Origin of the sequence: Vibrio sp. 10N.239.312.D08 (genome assembly GCF_041466145.1) — a bacterium.
Classification (GTDB): Bacteria; Pseudomonadota; Gammaproteobacteria; order Enterobacterales; family Vibrionaceae; genus Vibrio; species Vibrio crassostreae_C.
Genome location: NZ_JBFSSD010000062.1, coordinates 1 through 21,434, shown reverse-complemented (window position 1 = coordinate 21,434; position 21,434 = coordinate 1). Strand labels below are relative to the sequence as shown.

Sequence of the window (21,434 nt, the reverse complement as noted above, 5' to 3'; positions counted from 1 at the left end):
TCTAATTCGATGCTAGTTTCCACCATGCCTGAACAGGTACAGGCTCTGAGATCACCAAACGTTCACCCATCACCGGGCTTACCATTTGTACATCTCGCTCTTTGCTAATCGCCAGTGCTTGTTCCATTGGGTCTTGCCAATCATGCATAGAAAGGTCGAAGGTACTGTTGTGGATTGGCATCATCACCTTACCTTGCAGATCAATGTGTGCCTGAACACTCTGTTCTGGGAACATATGAATATCCGCCCAAAGTGAGTTATACGCACCCGTTTCAACCATGGTTAAATCAAACGGCCCAAAACGGTCGCCAATCTCTTTAAAGCCATTGAAGTAACCAGAATCACCGCTAAAGAAGACTTTCTTGTCTGAAGCGTTAATAACCCAGCTACCCCACAGTGTTTGGTCACGATCAAGCAAGCCACGGCCAGAGAAGTGCTGTGTCGGCGTTAACGTGAACTCAATGTCTGAGGCCGTTGCCGATTCCCACCAATTCAACTCAATGATCTTCTCTTTATCCACGCCCCACTTTTCCAATAGTGCGCCCACTCTTAACGGCACTAGGAACGTACCCACTTTGTCGGCGAGCACCTTAACGGCGCCTTTGTCTAAATGGTCGTAGTGATCGTGGCTGATCACCACCACATCAATATCGGGTAGATCTTGCAGTGAGATTGGGGTTGGGTGAAAGCGCTTTGGCCCCATCCATTGCACGGGTGATGCTCGATGACTGAACACAGGGTCAGTCATCACTAGCTTGCCATCTAGCTTCATCATCACACTTGAGTGACCTAAGCGGTACGCAACGTCTTCTGTCTCTTCGATCAATTGCTCGGCTGTCATCGGAATCAAAGGCAATGCAGCACGTGGCACTGGCTCATTTCTTTCCACGGTTACATACGCTTTCAAGATTGAAAAAATATCAGACATGCCCGATTTGTACTCTAACTCACTGTTAGCAAACTTCTTTGGAAGCTTATCTAGATTGTCATTTGATTGTGAACCTGTGCTTACGATAGCGACCACGGCAAGTACTCCTAAAATCGGTAATAGATATTTTTTCATTGGTATCTCTTCAACCGTTGGGAAAGACCCAACTCAAAAACTACACTGACTAGTTTACATACCAAAACCAAAAAGTAAACCAGAGAGTGTAATTTTTAATTTATCTAGACGTAAGCGTGTCAAAGTCGATTTTGGAAAAACCAACTTTGGCAACGAGTTAACTTAGTTATTTAGCTAGTCAGAAAGGTTAGTCAGCAGACCATACATTCTTGAAATCTGGCCATCCCCAGTTGGTGATGGCTACGTTTTTAAGAATCCCTTGGAAACGAACGGTCTGTAAGTGATGGAACATAGGCACTAACCAATAATCTGAGATCAGAGTAGACGCGATAGGTTCTAGATCTGCCAAGTAATTAGGCAGTTCCACGGATGCTTTATGACTATCCAAGCGCTGCTTGAGCCAATCGCTGTTCATCTCTCCTAAAGCAGAGTGCAAAACAGGATCGTTCATCATCCACGAGAACAGCGAAGACGGAGCATTGTCATCGAGGTTCAAGTTACACAGCACCAAGTCCTCCTTTAACTCGCCACTCTGAGATAACTGAGCCAATTCTCGAAAACTGTAGGTGTTCACCTCAACTTCCACACCATATCGTTTGAGTATGTCAGATACGCAAATCGCACATCGATACAACGCATAATAATCGTAAACCGCTATACTCATCTTTTTCGGCAGTTGTGTCTCTTTCGAAGGCGTTCGATACAATTTCTGCCAACTTGGCAGTATATTTTGAGCTAAAGAGACACTAAACAGACCCTTGTTATGTTCCAACTGTGACAAAATCGCTTGTGGGTTGGTCAGTTGTGAAAGGTATTTTCGCTGCTCATTATTAAGCGGAGTTGCCGCTGAATTCTGATTGAACAGGATAAATAAGCACCCATCCTCGACTCGGCTACGAAGGCCATCTGTGTCTGCAGAAACAAGCTCCGTATCGCTTTTCCCTAACTGATGGAAACAAGAAGAATCTTCATAAGACGAGACTTGCATTTGGCTGTCATCGAATCGAGCACTGCCCGTCATCGACTCTTCAAACTGCCAGATGGTCACTTCATCAGTCAAAGAACGACAACCATAATAGAGCTCAAATGCCGCGAGCTTAATGCGTTCATTATTGGTCTCAACCACTTTGAAAGGGCCGGTTCCAATCACAGCATGAGACACCGAATTTAATGGCGATGGCTCACGTGTAACTTGCGCAGCAGGTTGAATCGAATACTTAACGCCAGCCAATAAGCCAGCGAAGCCGGTGTCTGCTTTGGTCAATTGGAAGCTGATCCTCAATGGCTGTTCACTGTAGATGGAAGAAACATGATCTAACTCAGCTTGATAGAAAGGCAGAGCTTGTAAAGCAGTAAACAAAGCAACCAGCTGCTTGGCATCAACTGGCTGACCATCATGAAATGTCAGACCGGGGCGCAGATAGAAAGTCCAAACCAGTTGCTCAGTGTCATATTCCCAATGGTGAGCTAGTTCAGGCTTTAACTCACCTTTACCATTACACGTCACTAGGCAGCTAAACACCTGTCTGATCAAAAATCGTTCGCTACTGCGGTGTATATGGTGCGGAAACAAATCCTCAAACTTACGCTTATAGGTTAATTGAACGTGCAGCAGCCCTTCACGCATGGTCGCGCCGGAAGTTTCTTGCAGTAAAGAACCAAACACAGCGCGGTCATTATCCAATATGGAAAGTGCTTTTTCGTACTTGCCCTGCTCTATCAGTTTAATTGCAACATGCTGCGCCAACTCTGAATTGCTAAAACGCAGTGTTAAGTTAGAGCGTTGATTTCTGCCAACTTTTGGCTCCCACACCACCCATTCAGCTTGATGCATCTTACCAAGTAAAGTTCGAGCGTGACGCAAGCTTGTAAACAGCATATCCGCTACTTCGGCTAGGGTGACTGAATGAGAAATGTTTGGCTCGAACGATTCTAGCCGCGTGTAGTAACGCATCATGTTTAGATCAGACAAATAGTGAACCTTTTAAAGATAGCTCTTCCTAATTAAGCTCATTATAAAACACATTCATCAAAAAGTAGTGTAATGCGACCAAAACAGGAACAACCAATAAAAATACCATCTGTTTTTTAGTTCCTCTTAATTATCCATAATGAACGGGTCAGCAACAAACCATAGGTTGTAAATAAAGCCTAACCAGAGAGAGTAATGACCATGAGAAAATACTATCTTAACAAGCTAAAAAGCACCTGCAGTAAGCTCGAAAGAGAAGCACTACGAACACTTTTAGATCTATGTAACTGGCGTTATTAGTACACTTTTTAGCACCGAGTAAACGCGAGTTGGGTACAACCTAATATGCTCCTACCCCCAATATGAGTTAGGTCTCAACTCGCTTTTCCATTCCAATTCCCCTCTCAAGCCTGCTGTACCAATAGCTCACACAATCGATAAATTTCCGTTGTCGACTCGACAAATTTAATTCGTTTTCTTAGTTGAACGAAAAGCCTTAAGGTTCGCCCCGAAGCAAGCAAAGAGCCTCAGAAAAAACTGAAAGCTCAGCTAACAACTAATTTATTTGCAGTTACCAATCAGGTATTAACTAAGGAAACGCCATGCGTATCGCAATTCTTTCTCGCAACGAAAATCTATACTCTACCGCTCGTCTAAAGCAGGCTGGAGAAGCACGTGGTCATCAGGTCGATGTTATCGACACGTTGCACTGTGATATAGATATCGCGAGTAACAATCCGAAGATTCGCTACATGGGTGAAGAGCTACCTCAATACGATGCTGTTATTCCACGTATTGGCGCTTCCATTACCTTTTACGGAACTGCGGTTGTTCGCCAATTTGAAATGATGGGCACTTTTTGTATCAATGAGTCAGTAGCAATCAGTCGCTCTCGCGACAAACTGCGCTCACTACAACTGTTGTCTCGTAAAGGTATTGGCTTACCAAAAACAGGTTTCGCTAGCCGCCCAGACAAGATTCAAGACCTGATCAAAAACGTAGGCGGCGCGCCACTTGTGATCAAGCTTCTTGAAGGCACTCAAGGTATCGGCGTTGTACTAGCAGAAACAAACAAAGCAGCAGAAAGCGTTATCGAAGCGTTCATGGGCCTAAAAGCGAACATCTTGGTTCAAGAGTTCATTGAAGAAGCAAATGGCGCAGACATCCGTTGTTTTGTTGTTGGCAACAAAGTAATTGCTGCAATGAAGCGTCAAGCTGGTGAAGGTGAATTCCGCTCTAACCTGCACCGTGGCGGCACTGCTCAGCTGGTTAAACTAACCAAAGAAGAGCGCGCAACAGCAATCAATGCAGCGAAAATCATGGGATTAAACCTATGTGGTGTAGATATCCTACAATCTAAGAACGGCCCAGTAGTAATGGAAGTAAACTCTTCTCCAGGCCTAGAAGGCATCGAGAAAGCAACGGGTAAAGATGTAGCAGACATGATTTTCGAATTCATCGAGAAGAATGCAAAACCAAACGCTAACCGTACTCGTGGCAAGGGCTGATTGAATACCGATAACTCATGATTGGAAAGAAAATGAACAATAAAATGATCATAGGGAATACCGAAGCACTTTGCTTACCAGAGTTAGGGATAACTGGACTACATACACGTGTTGATACAGGGGCTAAAACCTCTTCTCTACACGTAGACAATCTACTATGTGTTAAATCAAATGGTGAGAAATTCGTAGAGTTCGACCTTCACCCAGACGTTTATCACCTAGAAGAGACGGTGCGCTGCAAGGCGAAACTGAAAACAAGTAAGAAAATTAAATCATCTAACGGCGAAGTTGAACACCGTTGCGTGATTGAAACCATGCTAAGAATCGGTGGCCAACAATGGCCGATCGATATCACGCTAAGCAACCGTCAAGACATGACTTACATGATGTTGCTTGGACGTCAAGGCATGAGTGACAAAGTGATTGTTGACCCTGCGGGTGAATTCCTGCTGACTCACTAATCCGAGTCATCGTAACCGCTCCACAGGTTATAACTAAAGCTACTCACAACGATATAAGGCCAGTCTCATGACTGGCCTTATTGCTATCTATTTTTCTATTTCTACTTTCAGCTCTGAATACACGACTTTGCATTCAAGCTTCTGATCTATTTCTTCGATTTACCATGAGATTGAAAACCAAATCGCCCAATCGATAAAAGTAATTTCTTGGTTTTGATTTTCGTCACTCGCCAATGTGTAACAGGCCTTCTTGGGGCACTCATCAACAGGTGTTCAAAAGCCTTCTGACTGAAATCGACTTGCCCACCATGCGCCACCAGCAAGGTATCGAGCTGCATGTCATAAATGCGCGATACAGACGCTCGATACTTATTAGGGTGAAAGATAGGAAACGGCGGAATCAGCTTCTTCTTAACCTCGACCATTAAATCGGCCACATAAGCCACGCTGTGTGATGGGCAATAGACCGAGAGATCACGGTCGGTATGGCCCGGTGTTTCAAGAACCAACCAATCATCAAACCCTGGAATACTATCCCCATCAGACAGCTTGTAGTCCGGCTTTAACTTTCTTGAATACCATAGGTTTGCTTTAGGCTTGCCTAAGCGGTTCGCCATCCACCTAGCAAGCGCTAAGTCGGTCAGGTGCATCAAAATGCCATCGATGCCGTGATACCAATCTTTGTCTCGGTTTGCTGCCACCAAGTTACAGCTCGTGAGCTTTCTGAGCTTGTGCGCTGCCCCTGCATGGTCAGGATGCATGTGTGTCACCACAACCGTGTGGAGATCAGAAAAATCACGCATAAGTTCGGTTTCAATAAAAGCCTTCAAATGCGGAATATCGGCTCGACATGCGCCATCGAGCAACAGTAATTTGTCCGGATACTCCACCAAGTACATGTCTTGGATGTAACCTTTAATGGTATGCAGCTGCAAACCCACTCCTTGTGATAATTCAACTGGTCAGACCTACACCATAGCAAACACACATTTATTTGTAACAAATTTGTTAACTATAAAATCACATCAAAGTACCATGCTCTTCCGCTCTTTTATCGTGACGACAAAATACGTGATTTGTTGACCTAAGTTATTAGGACTATATATGCGCCTCTAATTTATTGTCTGAGTGCTATACATGAACCAACTAATCGATGCTCTTTCTACCCAAGGCTACTTTGTTTGGGATGACTTCTTAACTCATGAAGAAGTGGTGGCATTGAGGGATTGCATTCCAGAGAACTGGAAAAAGGCTAGGATTGGCCGTAACGATGAAGTAACGCGAGAGTCGACCATTCGTAGTGACAAGATTCAATGGGTGCGCCGCGATATGGGTCAGCCAGCATCTCTGTTCCTAGACAAAATGGAACAAATTCGTTTAGCGGCAAACCAAGCGTTCTTTTTGGGTCTGTTCGAGTACGAAGCGCACTTTGCTAAATACGAAAAAGGCGACTTCTACCAGAAGCACTTAGACTGTTTCAAGGGCAATGAAAACCGCCGCCTGACCACTGTGTTCTATATGAATGATGAGTGGACAGAAGAAGACGCTGGTGAACTTGTGGTTTACGACCTAAAAGACAACCACATCGCGACCATTCCACCAAAGTCAGGCCGCTTATTTGTATTCTTATCTGAACAGTTCCCACACGAGGTACTGCCGACAAACACAGAGCGATTCAGTATTGCAGGTTGGTTCCGTATTAACGGCGTGAAAGACAACCAACTCGATATCGCACACTAAAGCGAGGTTCGGGTCAAAGCCTCATCTCATCCAAAGCCTCTCCACTCGAGAGGCTTTTCCTCTTAGTACTGCTAGGAAAGTACTAAGAGGAAAATATCACTTTTATGAGCCGAATCCTGTGTAGAGACTCTTGCCCAGCAATTACTCTGGCGTATTCGGGAAAACTGATATTTAATAAATATTTACGATGCGCATTCAAGAAGGATTAATTATGTCGTCTATCATCGTAGGTCATCGGGGTGTAGCAGGTACTCACCCAGAAAATACCAAAGCAAGCATTGAACAAGCCGCTAAACTCGGCTTGAAATGGATTGAAGTAGATATTCAGCCAACTCAGGATGATCAACTTGTGGTTTGTCACGACCACACCCTTGAGCGCTGCAGCGATGGCAAGGGTCGTGTCGACGAACACACCCTTGCAGAACTGCGTCAGCTCGATTTTGGCAGTTGGAAGTCTGAGCAGTTCGCTGGTGAAAGAATATTGACGTTGGAAGAGTTGCTCGCGCTTGCTGAACAGCATGATCTCAGCGTGAACTTAGAGATCAAAGTCGACAGTCGACATCAAGCGCCTCATGTCGTTGATTTGCTGCATACCGAGTTGATTCGTTCAAATCTAGACACCGACAGAGTGCTGCTTTCAAGTTTCAGCCATCAAGTCGTTTCTGAAATGGCTCGTCACCTGCCGAGATACCGCGTAGGTCTGATCACCGAGCAACTGACTCAAGCCGACTTGATGTTGATTGACGAGGTTAAAGCGTTCAGCTGTCACATGAACTACGAGCATGTGAATCAGAGCGATCTTGATACACTGAGTGAAGCAAACATTCAAACTTGGTGCTACACAGTAAACGATCCGTCTCACTTCAAATTCATCTCAAAAGTAGATGCTGTATTCACTGATTTCCCGAATCAATTTACCTCTATAAATTGACCAAGCGAATACTGCAAAAACAACCCCGAGAGACTTTAAAATTAACTCTCGGGAAACCTTAAAATTAGGTAGCAAACACAAGTGAGTAGGAGTACATTCCGCTACTCACTTGGTTTCATTAGCTCGCTCTATTTAGACGGCTTCATTGGTTACTTAATTTATGGATCTCATTTTTAGTCCAACCTTCCCAATTTTGGGTGCAATCTTCATTTTCGCCGCTATTGTTCGTGGCTTCTCAGGTTTCGGTTTCACCTTAGTGGCATTGCCATTAAGTGCGTTATTCGAGCCTGTTATCGAACTGGTTCCCGTCTTCATGTTGATCGATCTCCTAGGCAATGTTCAATTACTGCCTAAAGTTCGAAAGCATGTTAACTGGCGCTGGGTTTTAAAGGTATTTATCCCTTGTTTTGCCTTCACACCAGTCGGCTTACTTCTGCTTAAATCCGTTAGCCAAGACACGATCATCTTGATCATCAGTGCCTTCATTTTTGCGTCTGCACTTATGATCTACAAAGGTTTCCAGTACAAAAGCGAACCTAGATTTACTCCCTATATTCTAGGAAGCCTTGCGGGTGTAATGAACGGCGCGGCTTCGATGTCAGGGCCTCCAATTGGCACTCATGCATTAGCAAGCCCAGTCGCTCCGCACATTGCCAGAGCAGGCCTGATAGCCTTCTTTGTATTGGCTGATTCCACTGCGTTTGTTTCAGCATCTATCGCTGGGTTAGTCGACCGCGATGTAGTTTGGCTGACTCTCGCGCTTCTACCAAGCAGCATGTTTGGCGGTTATGTGGGTTCTAAACTGTTCGAAAGATTTGGTGGAGCGAAGTTTAAGCCAGTCACCATTGCATTGCTGATTGTGATTGCAATATTCAGTGCAGGTCGAGTCTTACTGTAACGGCTTTAGCGTTTAATTTTGGACGTTGCTTTTACGAATTGGTTTCGCGAATTGATTGCGCTAATTGACTGCGGAAAGTGATTAAGAAAACTGGGTACCAATGACTACCATTCGATATGGATAGGGGTACCCATTTTTACAAGTTGGAGAAACTCATCCATATCTTGATTGGTTAACGCGATACAGCCATCCGTCCAATCAAAACTTTGAATAAAGCTCGGCGAACGACGCTCGCCGTTTTTGATGCCATGGATTTTGATGTTTCCTCCAGGATCTACATCATTTTGCTCTGCCCATTGCATATCCGAAGGTTGCGGATAATTAATATGTACTGAGCGATAAAAGTCCGACTCTTCCATCACATAATCGAGCTGGTATTCCCCTTCCGGCGTTCGGTTGTCCCCTTCAAAGCGTTTATGCCCTTTCGGTTGTTTGCCTAGCGCAATACGAAACTCCTGAATCACCTCTTCACCTTTTAGCAGATACATCCTGCGTTTCGATTTATCGACTTTGACTAACGTGACCACTTGCGACAGCGAATCTATCTCAGAAGCGCTATCTGGTAGGTTGTAAAACTGTCGAGAGGAACTTTCAGGCGGGCGCTTCGATGACCCTTGAGAAAGCTGAGCTACCTTTTCATCAGGGCTACTGTTAAGAACATCATCCACAATAATCACATGCTCGGAGTTTGAGCTCGTGGAAGAGGTTGAGTTAGATGAAGACGTTGAGACACGTTGAGAATGAGCCGGTGCAGACTCGAATACGATGGTTTCGATAGCGGTCGCGTCAGAGACTATTTTCTCGACCACGACTTGCTCAGCATTCGCGTTCGAAGCCACAAACAGTAAACACAGTGATAAAGGCAGAAACAGACGCACCTTTAGATCTCCTCAAAACGCATGGACATGGTTCGTGACTGAGTTTCCATTCCTAACGACTCATAGAAACCCTGAGCTTGTTGGTTAAACTCCATTACCTCCAACCTAAGTTCTATTGCTCCTCTCGCCTGCGCCCATTGATTAAACGACTTCATTAACGCTCGACCAGCACCTTTGTTCTGAACCTGATCGTTCACCACAATCGTATTGACCCTTGCCACCTTGTGTGACTGGATAAAACTGACGCCTTTATTCTGCGTGACTTTACCCGCTAAAAAGCCAACCACTTGCTTCTCATCAACTGCCACAAAGAACGCGCCAGTCGGGTCAAGCATCAAACCTAACCAATACTCTTCACTGTCGGCCAAACCTTGTGACGCTGGCGCAAATACCATAGGTGCACCAAGATGATGTTGACGGTTTATCTGCTCAGAGAGCGCTAAGATCGCGTTAATATCAGTTACCTTGGCCGTCCGGATTTGCATATCATCACCTTGTTTGAATTCAATAACACCTTAGCAAAAATGGCTTAGTTGTGCACCGTTACACTGGTCAATTCAGACGCTCTGTGAAGGCTGATTATTAATATTAGGCACTATGTTTAGGGAAATTGTTCCGCAAATCTCAGGCACATTGCCAGCCGTTGAGTGCTACTATCTCTGCAGAATCAATATAATAACGACGACTAACGACTGGATACCTATATGATTAAGTTTGCTGTAATTGGAACCAATTGGATTACACAAAAGTTTGTTCAAGCTGCTCACGAATCTCAATCGATGCAACTTGCTGCGGTTTACTCTCGAAATCTTGGCAGCGCGGCACAGTTCGCCCAAGAATTTGACGTTGAAACCACGTATGACTCACTCGATGCATTGGCCAATGACAACACTGTTGAAGCCGTGTACATCGCTTCCCCGAACTCACTGCATTGCGAGCAATCTATCTTCATGATGGAACACGGCAAGCATGTCATCTGTGAAAAGCCTGTCGCATCGAATATTGATGAAGCAACACGCATGTTCGAAGTCGCTGAGAAAAACGGGGTGGTGCTGTTTGAGGCGTATAAATCTCAATTCTTACCGAACTTTAAGCAAATTCAACTTGGGTTAGAAAAGATTGGCAAGGTACATAAGGCACACATCAACTACTGCCAGTATTCATCGCGCTACCAAAAATACCTAAACGGCGAGAACCCAAATACCTTCAACCCAGCTTTTTCTAACGGCTCATTGGTCGATATTGGCTTTTACTGTGTTGCCGCGACAATCGCGCTATTTGGCAAACCTGAAAACGCACAGGCTTCTGCAAAGCTACTTGATTCAGGTGTCGATGCTCATGGCTGTGCGATCTTCCAATACCCTGAGTTTGATGTGACCCTTGCGCACTCCAAAGTCAGCGACTCTTATGCGCCAAGCGAGATCCAAGGTGAATTAGGGGCGATCATCATCGATCACATCGCTGAATGTACTGACGTTAAGATCCGCTACCGCGATGGCACGGTAGAAAACCTTACTCAAGCACAAAGCGAAAACTCCATGAGTTACGAAGCGCAGGCCTTTGCTAGCTGCATTGCTGGCGACAACGCAACACAAGCGCAGGCCCAACTGCGCGCTTTAACGGTTGCGAAGTTAATTACAGAGATGCGCCAACAAGTTGGTGTAGTGTATCCAGCGGATAAATAACGTCACAGCGTAAGTTAACAAACTGATTTTTAATACATAATTATTTATACATAACTGAATTTAATCTTTACGACAAATAACCGGATTAGTTGATTGAGGTCCCATCTGTTTAAATCCGCGTTCGATATCTATCGTATTTATTTAATTTATTGAAGGTGTGTAAAGTGTTTTCAGTTGATGATCGCGTTGTAGCAACAAAAGGTGTTGAACTAGGTGAAATGGTAGTAACTGGCCTAAGTGCTGGTGGCGGCTACGTTCACGTTACAACGGTAGAAGGCGCAATGACGCTTACTTACCCAGCGCAAGATCTTAAAAAAGCATAGTTTAACCACTCTGCCCTTTTAGTAGTCACACTACTAAAGGTAACAAAATTGAGGCTTTGGCTGACTTCACTCTTCTGCATTAGAGTAAGCAGCCAGAGCCTTTTTTATGCCCGTCATTTACCCACCAGCTTTCTCATTAGCTTACTCGTTACAATAAAACCGCACTCAACTGACAATAGAATTAGGCAACGAGTTTCTACACTAGGTGCTTATTCTCATCGTTCTCTTGATATTCCCGTGCACTTAATCGCAGTGAATAGTTCTTGTTAACAAAGGCTTATTGTCTGCGAAAGTTTCTGGTACATTAGCATCATCTTATACTAAGAAAGACCCGAATGAGGGAAGCTATGAAGCTTTACATTTACGATCACTGCCCTTTCTGTGCAAGAGTCTCCTACATTGCTCAATCGCTAGGCTTGAACATTGAGCTTGTTTCTGTCGATTATGATGATGCCCAAACCCTTATCGATCTGATCGGTAAAAAGATGGTACCCGTCTTACAAAAAGACGATGGCTCTATCATGGCAGAGAGCCTAGATATCATCGCGTACTTCATGGACTTGAAATCAAGCGATGAGCAGCGTGTGCCATCTGAGCAAGTGACTGTGTTCCAAACTCGCGCATTCCCTCTTACTCAACAGATTGGACGCCCACGTTGGTGGAACCTCGACTTGGCTGAATATCGCTCTGCTGGAGCCAAAGAAGCTTGGCGTGCCAGTAAAGAGACCGAAGGTTTTAACTTTGAAGAACTGTTAGAAAAGACGCCTCAGTTCATTCAACTGATTAACCCATTACTGAAAGATGCCGAACTCTTACTGGATCTAGAGAGTGGTGAGTCATCACTGCCTCTAGTCGATCAAGCGGTGTATTTCTCGATGCTTCGTGGCTTTTGCGTAGAACCAAGCATCACATGGCCACCAGCACTTGAACGCTGGTTAGAAAAGAAAAGTGAAACGCTAAAGCTGTCTTTACTTCGCTAGAAAGCTATCTCGATTAAGAAAGCAAGCTCTGATTAAGAAAACAAGCTCTGACTCGCAAGCGACTACAACGAGCACAAACAAAAAATCGAAGCTCTCAGGTGTAAACTGCGAGCTTCGATTTTCTTTTATCTGGCCATTCTATTTCTCTAAGGCTTTGTCTTACAGCAGACGCCTTCTCAAACCTGTTCGCTCCAAGATTCGTGTCGAAATTTCTTCAACCGATAGTGAAGAGGTGTTGATGTAAGGTATCGCTTCTCGACGGAACATCGCCTCTACCGTTTGCAATTCATACAAACATTGTGAGTCACTGGCGTATTCGCTGCCTGCTAAGCGGTTCTCACGAATTTCAGTGAGCCTTTCTGCATCAATGGTCAAACCAAACAGCTTATGTCGGTAGATCTCAAACTCTGGCAACAGCTTTAAGCGTGCCAAGTCATCGTGGATAAATGGGTAGTTTGCTACGCGTAAGCCAAACTGCATCGCCATATACAAACTTGTTGGTGTTTTGCCACTTCGAGAAACACCCAACAAGATGATGTCGGCTTCTTCCAGCCCTTTTAGCGTGATGCCATCATCATGCGCGAGCGTGTACTCAATCGCAGCAATACGGTCGAAATACTTCACCGAGTCCTTGTTTACACTGCGTGAGCGCTGCAACTTAGGAACAGGCGCCATCTGAATGTCATCCTGTACTTTCTGCACGATGCTCTCTAACACGTCATAACAGTGCGCGGGCGCTTCTAGCAATTTGGTTTTGATATCAGGTATCACAATCGAAAAGAACACTAGCGGTTCTAATCCGGTATCACGATACGAAATTTCAATCTCTTTTAATAAATCAGAAAGTTTGTCCTCACTTTCCACAAACGGAAAGGTTTTTTCATTGGCTTTAAAAGGGAATTGACCTAGAACAACATGCCCTAAAGTCTCACATGTTATGGCCGTTCCATCAGAAACATAGAATACATCACGACTTTGGATATCAATTTGCATTTTTTATTTAATGTTTAAAATTATTTTGAGTAGGATGGGAACCATAATATATATAACGAAACCCTGCTGACTATTACGTCCCCCACAGCTTTAAAAAATAATTTACATTTTTTTAAACTGATACGTAATCGTTTGCCTTTAAATCCCTACAATGCTTGCTATGTTTCTGGAGAAATAAATGCAAAATAATACCCTATGGTTCAATGGCCTATCCATGGAAGATGTCGACAAAGTCGGCGGTAAGAACGCCTCACTGGGCGAGATGGTTTCTAACCTGTCCAATGCTGGTGTTTCTGTACCTAATGGTTTTGCTACCACCTCTTATGCGTTTAACGACTTTCTTGATTACAAAGGTCTTGATGAGCGCATTCACCAACTACTTGATGAACTTGATGTTGAAGACGTTGACGCCCTGCGTAAGACAGGTGCAACGATTCGACAATGGGTTCTAGATGCACCCTTCCCAGAATCACTAGAGCAAGACATCCGTGAGAACTACCGTGAGCTAATTGAAGACAACGAAGAATTGTCTGTAGCGGTTCGTTCATCGGCAACCGCAGAAGATCTTCCAGATGCTTCTTTCGCAGGCCAGCAAGAAACCTTCCTTAACGTGAAAGGCATCGACGCGGTACTCGAAGCAACCAAGCACGTTTACGCGTCACTGTTTAACGACCGCGCTATCTCTTACCGTGTACACCAAGGCTTTGACCACCGTGGCATTTCATTGTCTGCGGGTATCCAGCGCATGGTTCGCTCAGACAAAGCCTCTTCAGGTGTGATGTTCACGCTTGATACTGAGTCTGGCTTCGACCAAGTGGTATTCATCACCTCTTCTTGGGGCTTGGGTGAAATGGTTGTACAGGGCGCAGTGAACCCAGACGAGTTCTACGTTCACAAGCCAATGTTAGAAGCGGGTCACTACCCAATCGTTAAAAAGACGTTTGGTTCTAAGTTGATCAAGATGATCTACTCGACCAATCAAGAAATCGGCAAGCAAGTCGATATCATCGACACCGACACTCAAGAGCGTAACGAGTTCTCACTCAACGATGAAGAGATCAAAGAGCTAGCAAAACAAGCGATGATCATCGAGAAGCACTACCAACGTCCAATGGACATTGAGTGGGCGAAAGATGGCATCGACGGCAAGCTTTACATCGTTCAGGCTCGCCCAGAAACCGTATGTTCTCAAAGCGATCAAAACGTTATCGAGCGTTACGAGCTAAACAATAAGGCGGATGTCTTGGTTGAAGGCCGCGCTATCGGTCAGCGTATCGGCTCTGGCCCTGTTCGCTTGGTTGATTCTCTAGACCAAATGTCACTGGTTCAAGAAGGCGACGTGCTGGTAACTGACATGACAGACCCAGACTGGGAACCTGTGATGAAGAAAGCGTCTGCGATTGTGACTAACCGTGGTGGCCGTACTTGTCACGCTGCGATCATTGCTCGCGAGCTTGGTATCCCAGCGATTGTTGGTTGTGGTACAGCAACAAGCAGCCTAAACGATGGCGATACCGTGACAGTGTCATGTTCAGAAGGCGAAACAGGCTACGTTTACAACGGCGAACTCGATTTTGAAATCAAACGTTCTGAGGTTGATGAGCTACCAATGCTACCAACCAAAGTAATGATGAACGTGGGTAACCCAGATCGTGCCTTCGACTTTGCACAAATCCCGAACGAAGGTGTTGGCCTTGCTCGTCTAGAATTCATCATCAACAAGATGATCGGTATTCACCCTAAAGCGCTGCTTAACTTCGATGCACAAACGGATGAGCTAAAAGCGGAAATCAACGAACGTATTCGTGGCTACAAAGATCCTATCGATTTCTACGTAAGCAAATTAACAGAGGGCATCGCGACCATCGCTTCTGCATTCTGGCCTAAGCGTGTGATCGTACGTATGTCTGACTTTAAGTCGAATGAGTACAGCAACCTTGTAGGCGGCAAAACATTTGAACCACATGAAGAGAACCCAATGCTGGGCTTCCGTGGTGCATCTCGTTACATCTCACCAGTATTCGAAGACTGTTTCGAGCTAGAAACTCAAGCGATCAAACGTGTTCGTAACGAGATGGGTCTTAAGAACGTTGAAATCATGATTCCATTCGTTCGCACGCCAAGCGAAGCAGCATCGGTTATCGACATTCTGGCTAAGTTCGACCTACGCCGTGGCGACCAAGGTCTGAAAGTCATCATGATGTGTGAGCTACCATCGAACGCAATTTTGGCTGATGAGTTCTTGAAGTACTTCGATGGCTTCTCTATCGGTTCAAACGACATGACACAGCTGACGCTTGGCCTAGACCGAGATTCAGGTGACGTGGCACACCTATTCGATGAGCGTAACCCAGCCGTGAAAGCAATGCTGAAAATGGCGATCGATGCAGCAACCAAAGCGGGTAAATACGTGGGCATTTGTGGCCAAGGCCCATCTGACCATGACGACCTAGCAGAGTGGTTAATGGAGCAAGGCATCAGCTCTGTTTCACTAAACCCGGATACGGTTATCGATACGTGGTTGAAGCTAGGTAACGTTGCTAATAAATAAGTAACGTTTTACGCAGTACCTAAACGACAAAAGCCAGTCACATTGACTGGCTTTTTTAGGTTCTTTGCAAATTAGCTGGCTAGAGCGCTAGAAGTAGTATCTCACACCAACCCAAGCTTCGGTTTGCCAACCATTCGGCATTGACACACCTTTCACATCAACATCCGCTTTGGTAATGTCATAGCGCGTATTCAACCACCAAGTTCTTGCAGTGTTCATCGGCACATTTAACGATGTTTTAAATGAGAAGTTTTGCATGTCGATATCATCACCAGAAAGATCTTGCCACTCAGGAACCAAAGACACATAAGCGCCAGAGTCACCGAGATGCTTCGCGGTAATCAAACCAAGCGAGTATCCCGTTAAATCATCTTTAGATGAAGTGACGCCAGGGATCTCCATACTACCAGTCATCAGTCCTGCTCTTGGAAATACCAGGAATCCACCGGTATAAGCTGGATTAATCGCAACAACACCGCCAACCGACAATAAGTCATTTTTAATACTGTTGCGCGTATTAATATAATCTAATGAAAGACCCACTTTAGGCGTAGCTTTCGTCCCCGTTTCAAAGACGTGGAAGTACTGAATTCTAGAGTTGCTGTACTCTGTACCGAATTTGTCTGGATCGCGAAGCGCTGTGTTGCTTTCATCGACAAACGTCCCTTCGGCCAGTAGGGCAAACTGCTGACCGTTTTCTAAACCGCCAGAAACTTGCCCTTGAAATTGGATATCTGAACTACCATTCAGCATCAATGCAGCTTGAGTATAAACTTTAGTGACATCAGCAGGATCGATAACACGTTCGGAATCTGAATCGGCATGTGCAGGAAGGGCTAGACCTAAACTCAACGGGATTAATAGAGCAAACTTTTCATTATATCTCTCGAAAGTCGTTTGCTTCCTCCTTGAAGCCTGGAACATCCTGTTAGGTAATAAATAGATTACTTGTCAGCAAGTAGTTTTGCTGCCGAACGCATTAGTGCAGGGCCTTTATTCTCACCAAAACCTGAGTGGTATGGGTTGGTTGAGAACATCACACCCACAAAGTCACGCGCCGGATCGATGTAAATAAATTGGCCTAGGTTGCCGCTTTTCGACATCGCACCATCGTTGAAAATGAAATCAAACTGGTATGCGTTGTAGTCTGCTTTTTCGTTGTATGCGTGCAGTGAACTGCTCTCTTTGCTAGTACCTACGAATGCTTTTGGATCACCGCCGTTGCGGATACGATCAATCACAGCTTGTGACACCACTGGCTCATCAGCCACCGCTTTCCAGCTAGGTGTAAATAGTGTTCCCCAGCGAGCCATATCTTCTACCGTTGATGAAACCAAACCAACCGCGATCGCCATGCCATCTGGCGTCAAGTTGAATTGCATTGGTTGACGTGCGTGCACTTTTGACCAAACACGATCTTCGAATACTTGAGTCCAAGTTTTGTTTTCAACGTTTTCAACTAACTTAGTCAGCACCATGGTGTTGATAGATGCATAACGGAAGTGGTCACCTGCTTGTTCACCTTCCAGTTTCTGTGCACCTTGAGCCACTTCCATCCAAGTTTCCATTTCACCCGTTTTTGCACGAGGTGAGTTGAACGATGCCGCGAAGAAGCGCACCACATCAGAGTCTGGGTTCAAGATAGACTCTAATGTCTCTTCATTGTCTAGAGCGGTCGACATGTTCAGAACTTGGTGTACTGTGATGCCATCCCAGTTCGTTCCTTTCAATTCAGAAACATACTCAGCGATCTCTTTTTCAGGGTCGACTTTGCCCTCTTCCACTAACATTGCGATCACTGTGCCAACCGTCGTTTTTGCTGTAGATGCCCAAACGTGCGTATCTGTCGGCTTCATACCTGGGTAAGCTTCGTAAACGATCTCCCCTTTGTGAATCAACATAAAGCCTTGGGTACGGAACTGTTCATCCGCCAAGTACTCATCCATTGTCAACTGACCTTTGCTTTCAGTATCAACTTTCAGTGCAGCGAGTCGTGGGTCGATATTTTTGACTAAAGGCTTGTACTCTTCGTTTGGAGCCGCCAGTGCCGTTGGTAGAAACTCACTCATGTGCATGTTGTAGTAAACGCTGTGGTCGCCGCCCATCTGCCAATGAAAGTTATTGAATAACTCACGAGCTGAGTCAGTAAAACTTGGGGTAAATGCTGTGCTCGCCTCTTTCACGGTCAAGGTAACTTGAGCACCTTCAACTTTCAGAGCTTCTTCAACTGGGTTTGCTGCAAGAGCAAATGATGATGCGGTCGCTAACGATACTAGAACGGCATTGTGTTTAAGTTTCATAATTGTTCTCCTGTTTGGGTTAGGAAAAGTATAGGGAGATGCGCTACACTTAATTAGGTCACTTGATGACATTTAATGGTAGGCACAAAACAATGAAAGCATCATCGAACACCACCAGCATACTGCTCACTTCGACCAGTAACATTGCTCCATATATTCAGTATTGTGACAAACATAGACTGGATTGGCGCACCGTCGCCGTTGCGTGCGGTCTACCCATTGAACTGACACAATCCAATCAATGGCTTCCTACACAAGACGTGATTCGCTTCATTCATGGCCTTGAGCGTAAGTTTGGCTATTCGATAGGGATTGAGGTTGGACGTAAGGCCTCTCTAGAGCAATTGTCACCTGAGCTAGACCGAAAAATTGAACAATGCACTTCTCTCGAGCAAGCGGTACGCTGCTTGATTACTGAAATATCGACCTTAAGTAATCACGTCACCATATGGACGGAAAAAAGCGATGGATTGTGGTGGCTGTGTCATCGAAGTTGCTATCACCCATCGACCTCAGGTTTTGAACAAGCAGAATGGTTTCGCGCCCTGACCGTGATTAGCCTATGCCGTAAGTTCATTGACAGTCGCTGGCAACCATCACACGCCAAGTTGGTCTCTAAGAACAACAGCGCACGTAAATTACCTAAGCATTTCTTTGATTCTGATATTCAGTTTGAAGAGCAATACGGTGCGTTCTCGATTCCGCTGCCCGATGATTATCGTGCCATTTCAGAACGAAATAGTACCCAAGATTGGCATCACGCTGTCGAGATATTAATAGACACCTATGCGACTCTACCTTGGTTCAATATTGAGTGGTTTGCGACCATGCTCGGCATGACAAAACGAACGCTGCAGAGAAACCTGAAGAGCAAAAACATTCTCTTTAAACAAGCCAAAGAACAAGTTCGGGAAGCTAAAGCAAAACAGCTACTTGAAGAGACCAACCTTTCTGTTCAAGACATCAGTTGGCAAGTGGGTTACAGCGACTTGAGTAATTTCAATCGTGCATTCAAAGGTTGGGTTGGAGTCACGCCACCAAGTTATCGGGATAAAGCGAAACATTAGAAATAGTCGAATGGAAAACCTTTAGACCCAATCCGCTAATATAAAACTCAGAAACAAGATACGACACCTTAAATTTCAATAAGCGAACGCATAAAGTTGCATTGCACAATGCTCACATACCGATGAAACTGTGCAAAGGTAATATCGATAGATTTAATGACATTTATTGGTATCGAGCTAACGTTACGTTATCCTTTACGCAATTCTTCATTGAATGGATTGTCACTACGACAAACCTACCTTCAAGACTGATAAGAGTGTTATGAATTCTACGACCGCAACTCCCTCGCCTTCTCTTGGCCGACAACTCTATACAATGACATGGCCAATGCTGTTTGGGGTGCTCTCCCTGATGAGCTTCCAACTTGTAGACAGTGCTTTTATTGGCCAGTTAGGCGTACTGCCGCTCGCGGTTCAAGGCTTCACGCTACCAATTCAGATGATCATTATCGGGATTCAAGTCGGACTAGGCATCGCGACAACGGCTGTGATCGCGAGAGCTATTGGGGCTAACGAGATACGCTATGCCAAACAGCTCGGCGGATTAGTCGTTGCGATGGGCAGTGTGAGTGTCGCGCTGTTCTCGGTCATCATCTATCTGTTGCGTGGTCCTATTTTACAACTCCTCGATGCACCACCGACGGTACTGCCGATCATTGATTATTACTGGATCTATTGGCTGGTAAGCTCTTGGACAGGCGCACTGCTCTACTTTTTCTACAGTGTGTGTCGTGCCAATGGTAATACCATGCTGCCCGGTTCGATGATGATCGCGACCAGCATCATCAACTTGATATTGGACCCGATTTTCATATTCACGCTCGACATGGGCATCAACGGAGCCGCGATTGCGACCATCTTGGCGTTCGGTGCGGGTATCTTTATCGTTGCTCCTAAGGTAACTAAGAAGCATTGGATGACATTCGACTGGCACGATCTTGATATCGGCAAGAGTATTCGTTCTATAGGAAACATCATGGGGCCTGCGATGATCAGTCAGCTACTGCCACCAGTCTCTTCGATGCTCGCCACCAAACTGCTTGCAGGCTACGGCACAGCAGCCGTTGCAGCTTGGGCGCTAGGTTCACGTTTTGAGTTCTTTTCGATTGTTGCAGTGCTTGCTCTGACTATGTCGATGCCACCTATGATTGGCCGAATGTTGGGAGAAAAGAACCTAGGGAACATACGTAGTCTTGTGAAGATTGCCGTGATGTTTGTATTAGGATTCCAATTGGTGATCGCACTGGTAACTTGGATGTTCTCTGGCGGGTTGGCAAATCTCATGACCAGCGAAGACGAAGTCTCGACCATTTTGAACTACCACTTACTTATCGTTCCTATCAGTTTAGGGCCGTTGGGTATCTGTATGCTGATGGTTTCTATCTCGAATGCGCTTGGTAAGTCTTATACTGCCTTAACGATATCAGCACTGCGCCTGTTCGCCTTCTTCTTGCCTTGCTTGTGGATTGGTTCGCAGCTTGCTGGTATTGAAGGCCTGTTCTGGGGTGCCATGGTGGGTAATGTGCTTGCCGGTACATGTGCTTGGTTTATGTACCAACGCGCACTTGGGCAAGTCGAGGCTAAGCTTTCTAATTAATCAGTTAGCGAACTAAACGGCTTGCCAGCTAAACCGCTATAAAGTTATTAAACGAAAAAGCAGCCACTTAGGCTGCTTTTTTAGTTTCAGACTTAAAATATATTGGGGTTAGACTTGCTCAAAGTAAGCCAAAAACTCACCGCAATCTTTTTGGAATGGTGGCAATATTTCTGCTAGTGTTTCATCATCCCAATGCCACCATTCAAAGCTTTCTAATCGCTCGGCATAGCTAGGAGCATCAAACCGAGGACGCAGTTGCCAAACGCAATCGAGTATGGCGGTACGCCTTAAGCAGCGGTTGCCAACGAAAACAATCAAGCAGTTCAGGCCCTGCACCAACATAAATGAGTTAATCATTCCATTGTATCAAAGTACTTCACCAGCCTAAAACTGCAGTACTTCAGTTTCATTCGGGACCATTTTAAAAGGAAGTTATACCAATTAAAGTAAAAATGTGATCTAATTAAGATTGATGAATTATTGTGAA

Annotated in this window: 20 protein-coding genes; 11 read left to right on the top strand and 9 right to left on the bottom strand. The window is 45.1% G+C overall.

The features are described from left to right. Position 1: 1 nt before the first annotated feature. On the bottom strand, positions 2–1,063 hold the full coding sequence (locus tag AB6D58_RS22065) for an MBL fold metallo-hydrolase (RefSeq protein WP_372158495.1): 1,062 nt from the start codon (positions 1,061–1,063) through the stop codon (positions 2–4). A 187-nt stretch (positions 1,064–1,250) separates the two neighbouring features. Further along, complete coding sequence (locus AB6D58_RS22060; RefSeq protein WP_372158492.1) at positions 1,251–3,035, bottom strand: SgrR family transcriptional regulator; 1,785 nt, start codon at positions 3,033–3,035, stop codon at positions 1,251–1,253. A gap of 602 nt (positions 3,036–3,637) precedes the next feature. Between AB6D58_RS22060 and rimK the strand changes: the two genes are divergently transcribed. Both rimK and AB6D58_RS22050 read left to right on the top strand, forming a co-directional pair. Then, a complete protein-coding gene (gene rimK / locus AB6D58_RS22055; RefSeq protein WP_004740040.1) occupies positions 3,638–4,543 on the top strand; it encodes a 30S ribosomal protein S6--L-glutamate ligase in 906 nt (301 codons plus the stop codon). 32 nt (positions 4,544–4,575) lie between these two features. After that, on the top strand, positions 4,576–5,004 hold the full coding sequence (locus tag AB6D58_RS22050) for a RimK/LysX family protein (protein WP_004740039.1): 429 nt from the start codon (positions 4,576–4,578) through the stop codon (positions 5,002–5,004). Positions 5,005–5,150: 146 nt separating this feature from the next. Here AB6D58_RS22050 and AB6D58_RS22045 read toward each other — a convergent pair whose 3' ends face one another. Further along, positions 5,151–5,939, bottom strand: a complete 789-nt coding sequence (locus AB6D58_RS22045; protein WP_104216066.1) for an MBL fold metallo-hydrolase — start codon at positions 5,937–5,939, stop codon at positions 5,151–5,153. Positions 5,940–6,141: 202 nt separating this feature from the next. Between AB6D58_RS22045 and AB6D58_RS22040 the strand changes: the two genes are divergently transcribed. The 3 genes from AB6D58_RS22040 to AB6D58_RS22030 all read left to right on the top strand — a co-directional run bounded on the left by AB6D58_RS22040 (position 6,142) and on the right by AB6D58_RS22030 (position 8,573). After that, positions 6,142–6,744, top strand: a complete 603-nt coding sequence (locus tag AB6D58_RS22040) for a 2OG-Fe(II) oxygenase (RefSeq protein ID WP_050711798.1) — start codon at positions 6,142–6,144, stop codon at positions 6,742–6,744. 211 nt (positions 6,745–6,955) lie between these two features. Beyond that, positions 6,956–7,675, top strand: a complete 720-nt coding sequence (locus AB6D58_RS22035; RefSeq protein ID WP_017067272.1) for a glycerophosphodiester phosphodiesterase family protein — start codon at positions 6,956–6,958, stop codon at positions 7,673–7,675. A gap of 160 nt (positions 7,676–7,835) precedes the next feature. Further along, positions 7,836–8,573, top strand: a complete 738-nt coding sequence (locus AB6D58_RS22030) for a sulfite exporter TauE/SafE family protein (RefSeq protein WP_017069205.1) — start codon at positions 7,836–7,838, stop codon at positions 8,571–8,573. Positions 8,574–8,677: 104 nt separating this feature from the next. Here the strand turns inward: AB6D58_RS22030 and AB6D58_RS22025 are convergent, their stop codons facing one another. Beyond that, a complete protein-coding gene (locus tag AB6D58_RS22025; protein WP_372158489.1) occupies positions 8,678–9,451 on the bottom strand; it encodes a murein L,D-transpeptidase family protein in 774 nt (257 codons plus the stop codon). 2 nt (positions 9,452–9,453) lie between these two features. Further along, positions 9,454–9,936, bottom strand: coding sequence for an N-acetyltransferase family protein (locus AB6D58_RS22020; protein ID WP_372158487.1), 483 nt, complete (start codon positions 9,934–9,936; stop codon positions 9,454–9,456). Positions 9,937–10,155: 219 nt separating this feature from the next. Between AB6D58_RS22020 and AB6D58_RS22015 the strand changes: the two genes are divergently transcribed. The 3 genes from AB6D58_RS22015 to grxB all read left to right on the top strand — a co-directional run bounded on the left by AB6D58_RS22015 (position 10,156) and on the right by grxB (position 12,439). Further along, positions 10,156–11,136, top strand: a complete 981-nt coding sequence (locus tag AB6D58_RS22015) for a Gfo/Idh/MocA family protein (RefSeq protein ID WP_372158484.1) — start codon at positions 10,156–10,158, stop codon at positions 11,134–11,136. A gap of 164 nt (positions 11,137–11,300) precedes the next feature. Beyond that, positions 11,301–11,459: a hypothetical protein gene (locus AB6D58_RS22010; RefSeq protein WP_004733064.1), complete on the top strand. Its 159-nt coding sequence runs from the start codon at positions 11,301–11,303 to the stop codon at positions 11,457–11,459. A gap of 347 nt (positions 11,460–11,806) precedes the next feature. Then, positions 11,807–12,439 (top strand): glutaredoxin 2, encoded by a 633-nt coding sequence (grxB, locus tag AB6D58_RS22005; RefSeq protein ID WP_372158482.1) that lies wholly within the window; start codon positions 11,807–11,809, stop codon positions 12,437–12,439. A 159-nt stretch (positions 12,440–12,598) separates the two neighbouring features. Here grxB and AB6D58_RS22000 read toward each other — a convergent pair whose 3' ends face one another. Next, positions 12,599–13,432, bottom strand: a complete 834-nt coding sequence (locus AB6D58_RS22000) for a pyruvate, water dikinase regulatory protein (RefSeq protein WP_017060559.1) — start codon at positions 13,430–13,432, stop codon at positions 12,599–12,601. Positions 13,433–13,610: 178 nt separating this feature from the next. On the opposite strand from AB6D58_RS22000, the gene ppsA reads away from it, so the two are divergent. Further along, complete coding sequence (ppsA, locus tag AB6D58_RS21995) at positions 13,611–15,983, top strand: phosphoenolpyruvate synthase (RefSeq protein WP_048609039.1); 2,373 nt, start codon at positions 13,611–13,613, stop codon at positions 15,981–15,983. Between the two features lie 87 nt (positions 15,984–16,070). Here the strand turns inward: ppsA and AB6D58_RS21990 are convergent, their stop codons facing one another. Together AB6D58_RS21990 and AB6D58_RS21985 are read right to left on the bottom strand one after the other, a co-directional pair. After that, positions 16,071–16,907 carry a hypothetical protein gene (locus AB6D58_RS21990; RefSeq protein WP_372158479.1) on the bottom strand — a complete coding sequence of 279 codons (837 nt, stop codon included), beginning with the start codon at positions 16,905–16,907 and terminating at the stop codon, positions 16,071–16,073. A 20-nt stretch (positions 16,908–16,927) separates the two neighbouring features. Then, a complete protein-coding gene (locus tag AB6D58_RS21985; RefSeq protein ID WP_108202781.1) occupies positions 16,928–18,283 on the bottom strand; it encodes a serine hydrolase in 1,356 nt (451 codons plus the stop codon). Positions 18,284–18,375: 92 nt separating this feature from the next. Here AB6D58_RS21985 and AB6D58_RS21980 point away from each other — a divergent pair, with 92 nt between their 5' ends. Both AB6D58_RS21980 and AB6D58_RS21975 read left to right on the top strand, forming a co-directional pair. Further along, positions 18,376–19,350, top strand: coding sequence for an AraC family transcriptional regulator (locus AB6D58_RS21980; RefSeq protein WP_017071579.1), 975 nt, complete (start codon positions 18,376–18,378; stop codon positions 19,348–19,350). 262 nt (positions 19,351–19,612) lie between these two features. Further along, a complete protein-coding gene (locus AB6D58_RS21975; protein WP_017069196.1) occupies positions 19,613–20,947 on the top strand; it encodes an MATE family efflux transporter in 1,335 nt (444 codons plus the stop codon). Between the two features lie 108 nt (positions 20,948–21,055). Here AB6D58_RS21975 and AB6D58_RS21970 read toward each other — a convergent pair whose 3' ends face one another. Beyond that, positions 21,056–21,289: a phosphonate metabolism protein gene (locus AB6D58_RS21970; protein WP_372158505.1), complete on the bottom strand. Its 234-nt coding sequence runs from the start codon at positions 21,287–21,289 to the stop codon at positions 21,056–21,058. Positions 21,290–21,434 lie beyond the last annotated feature (145 nt).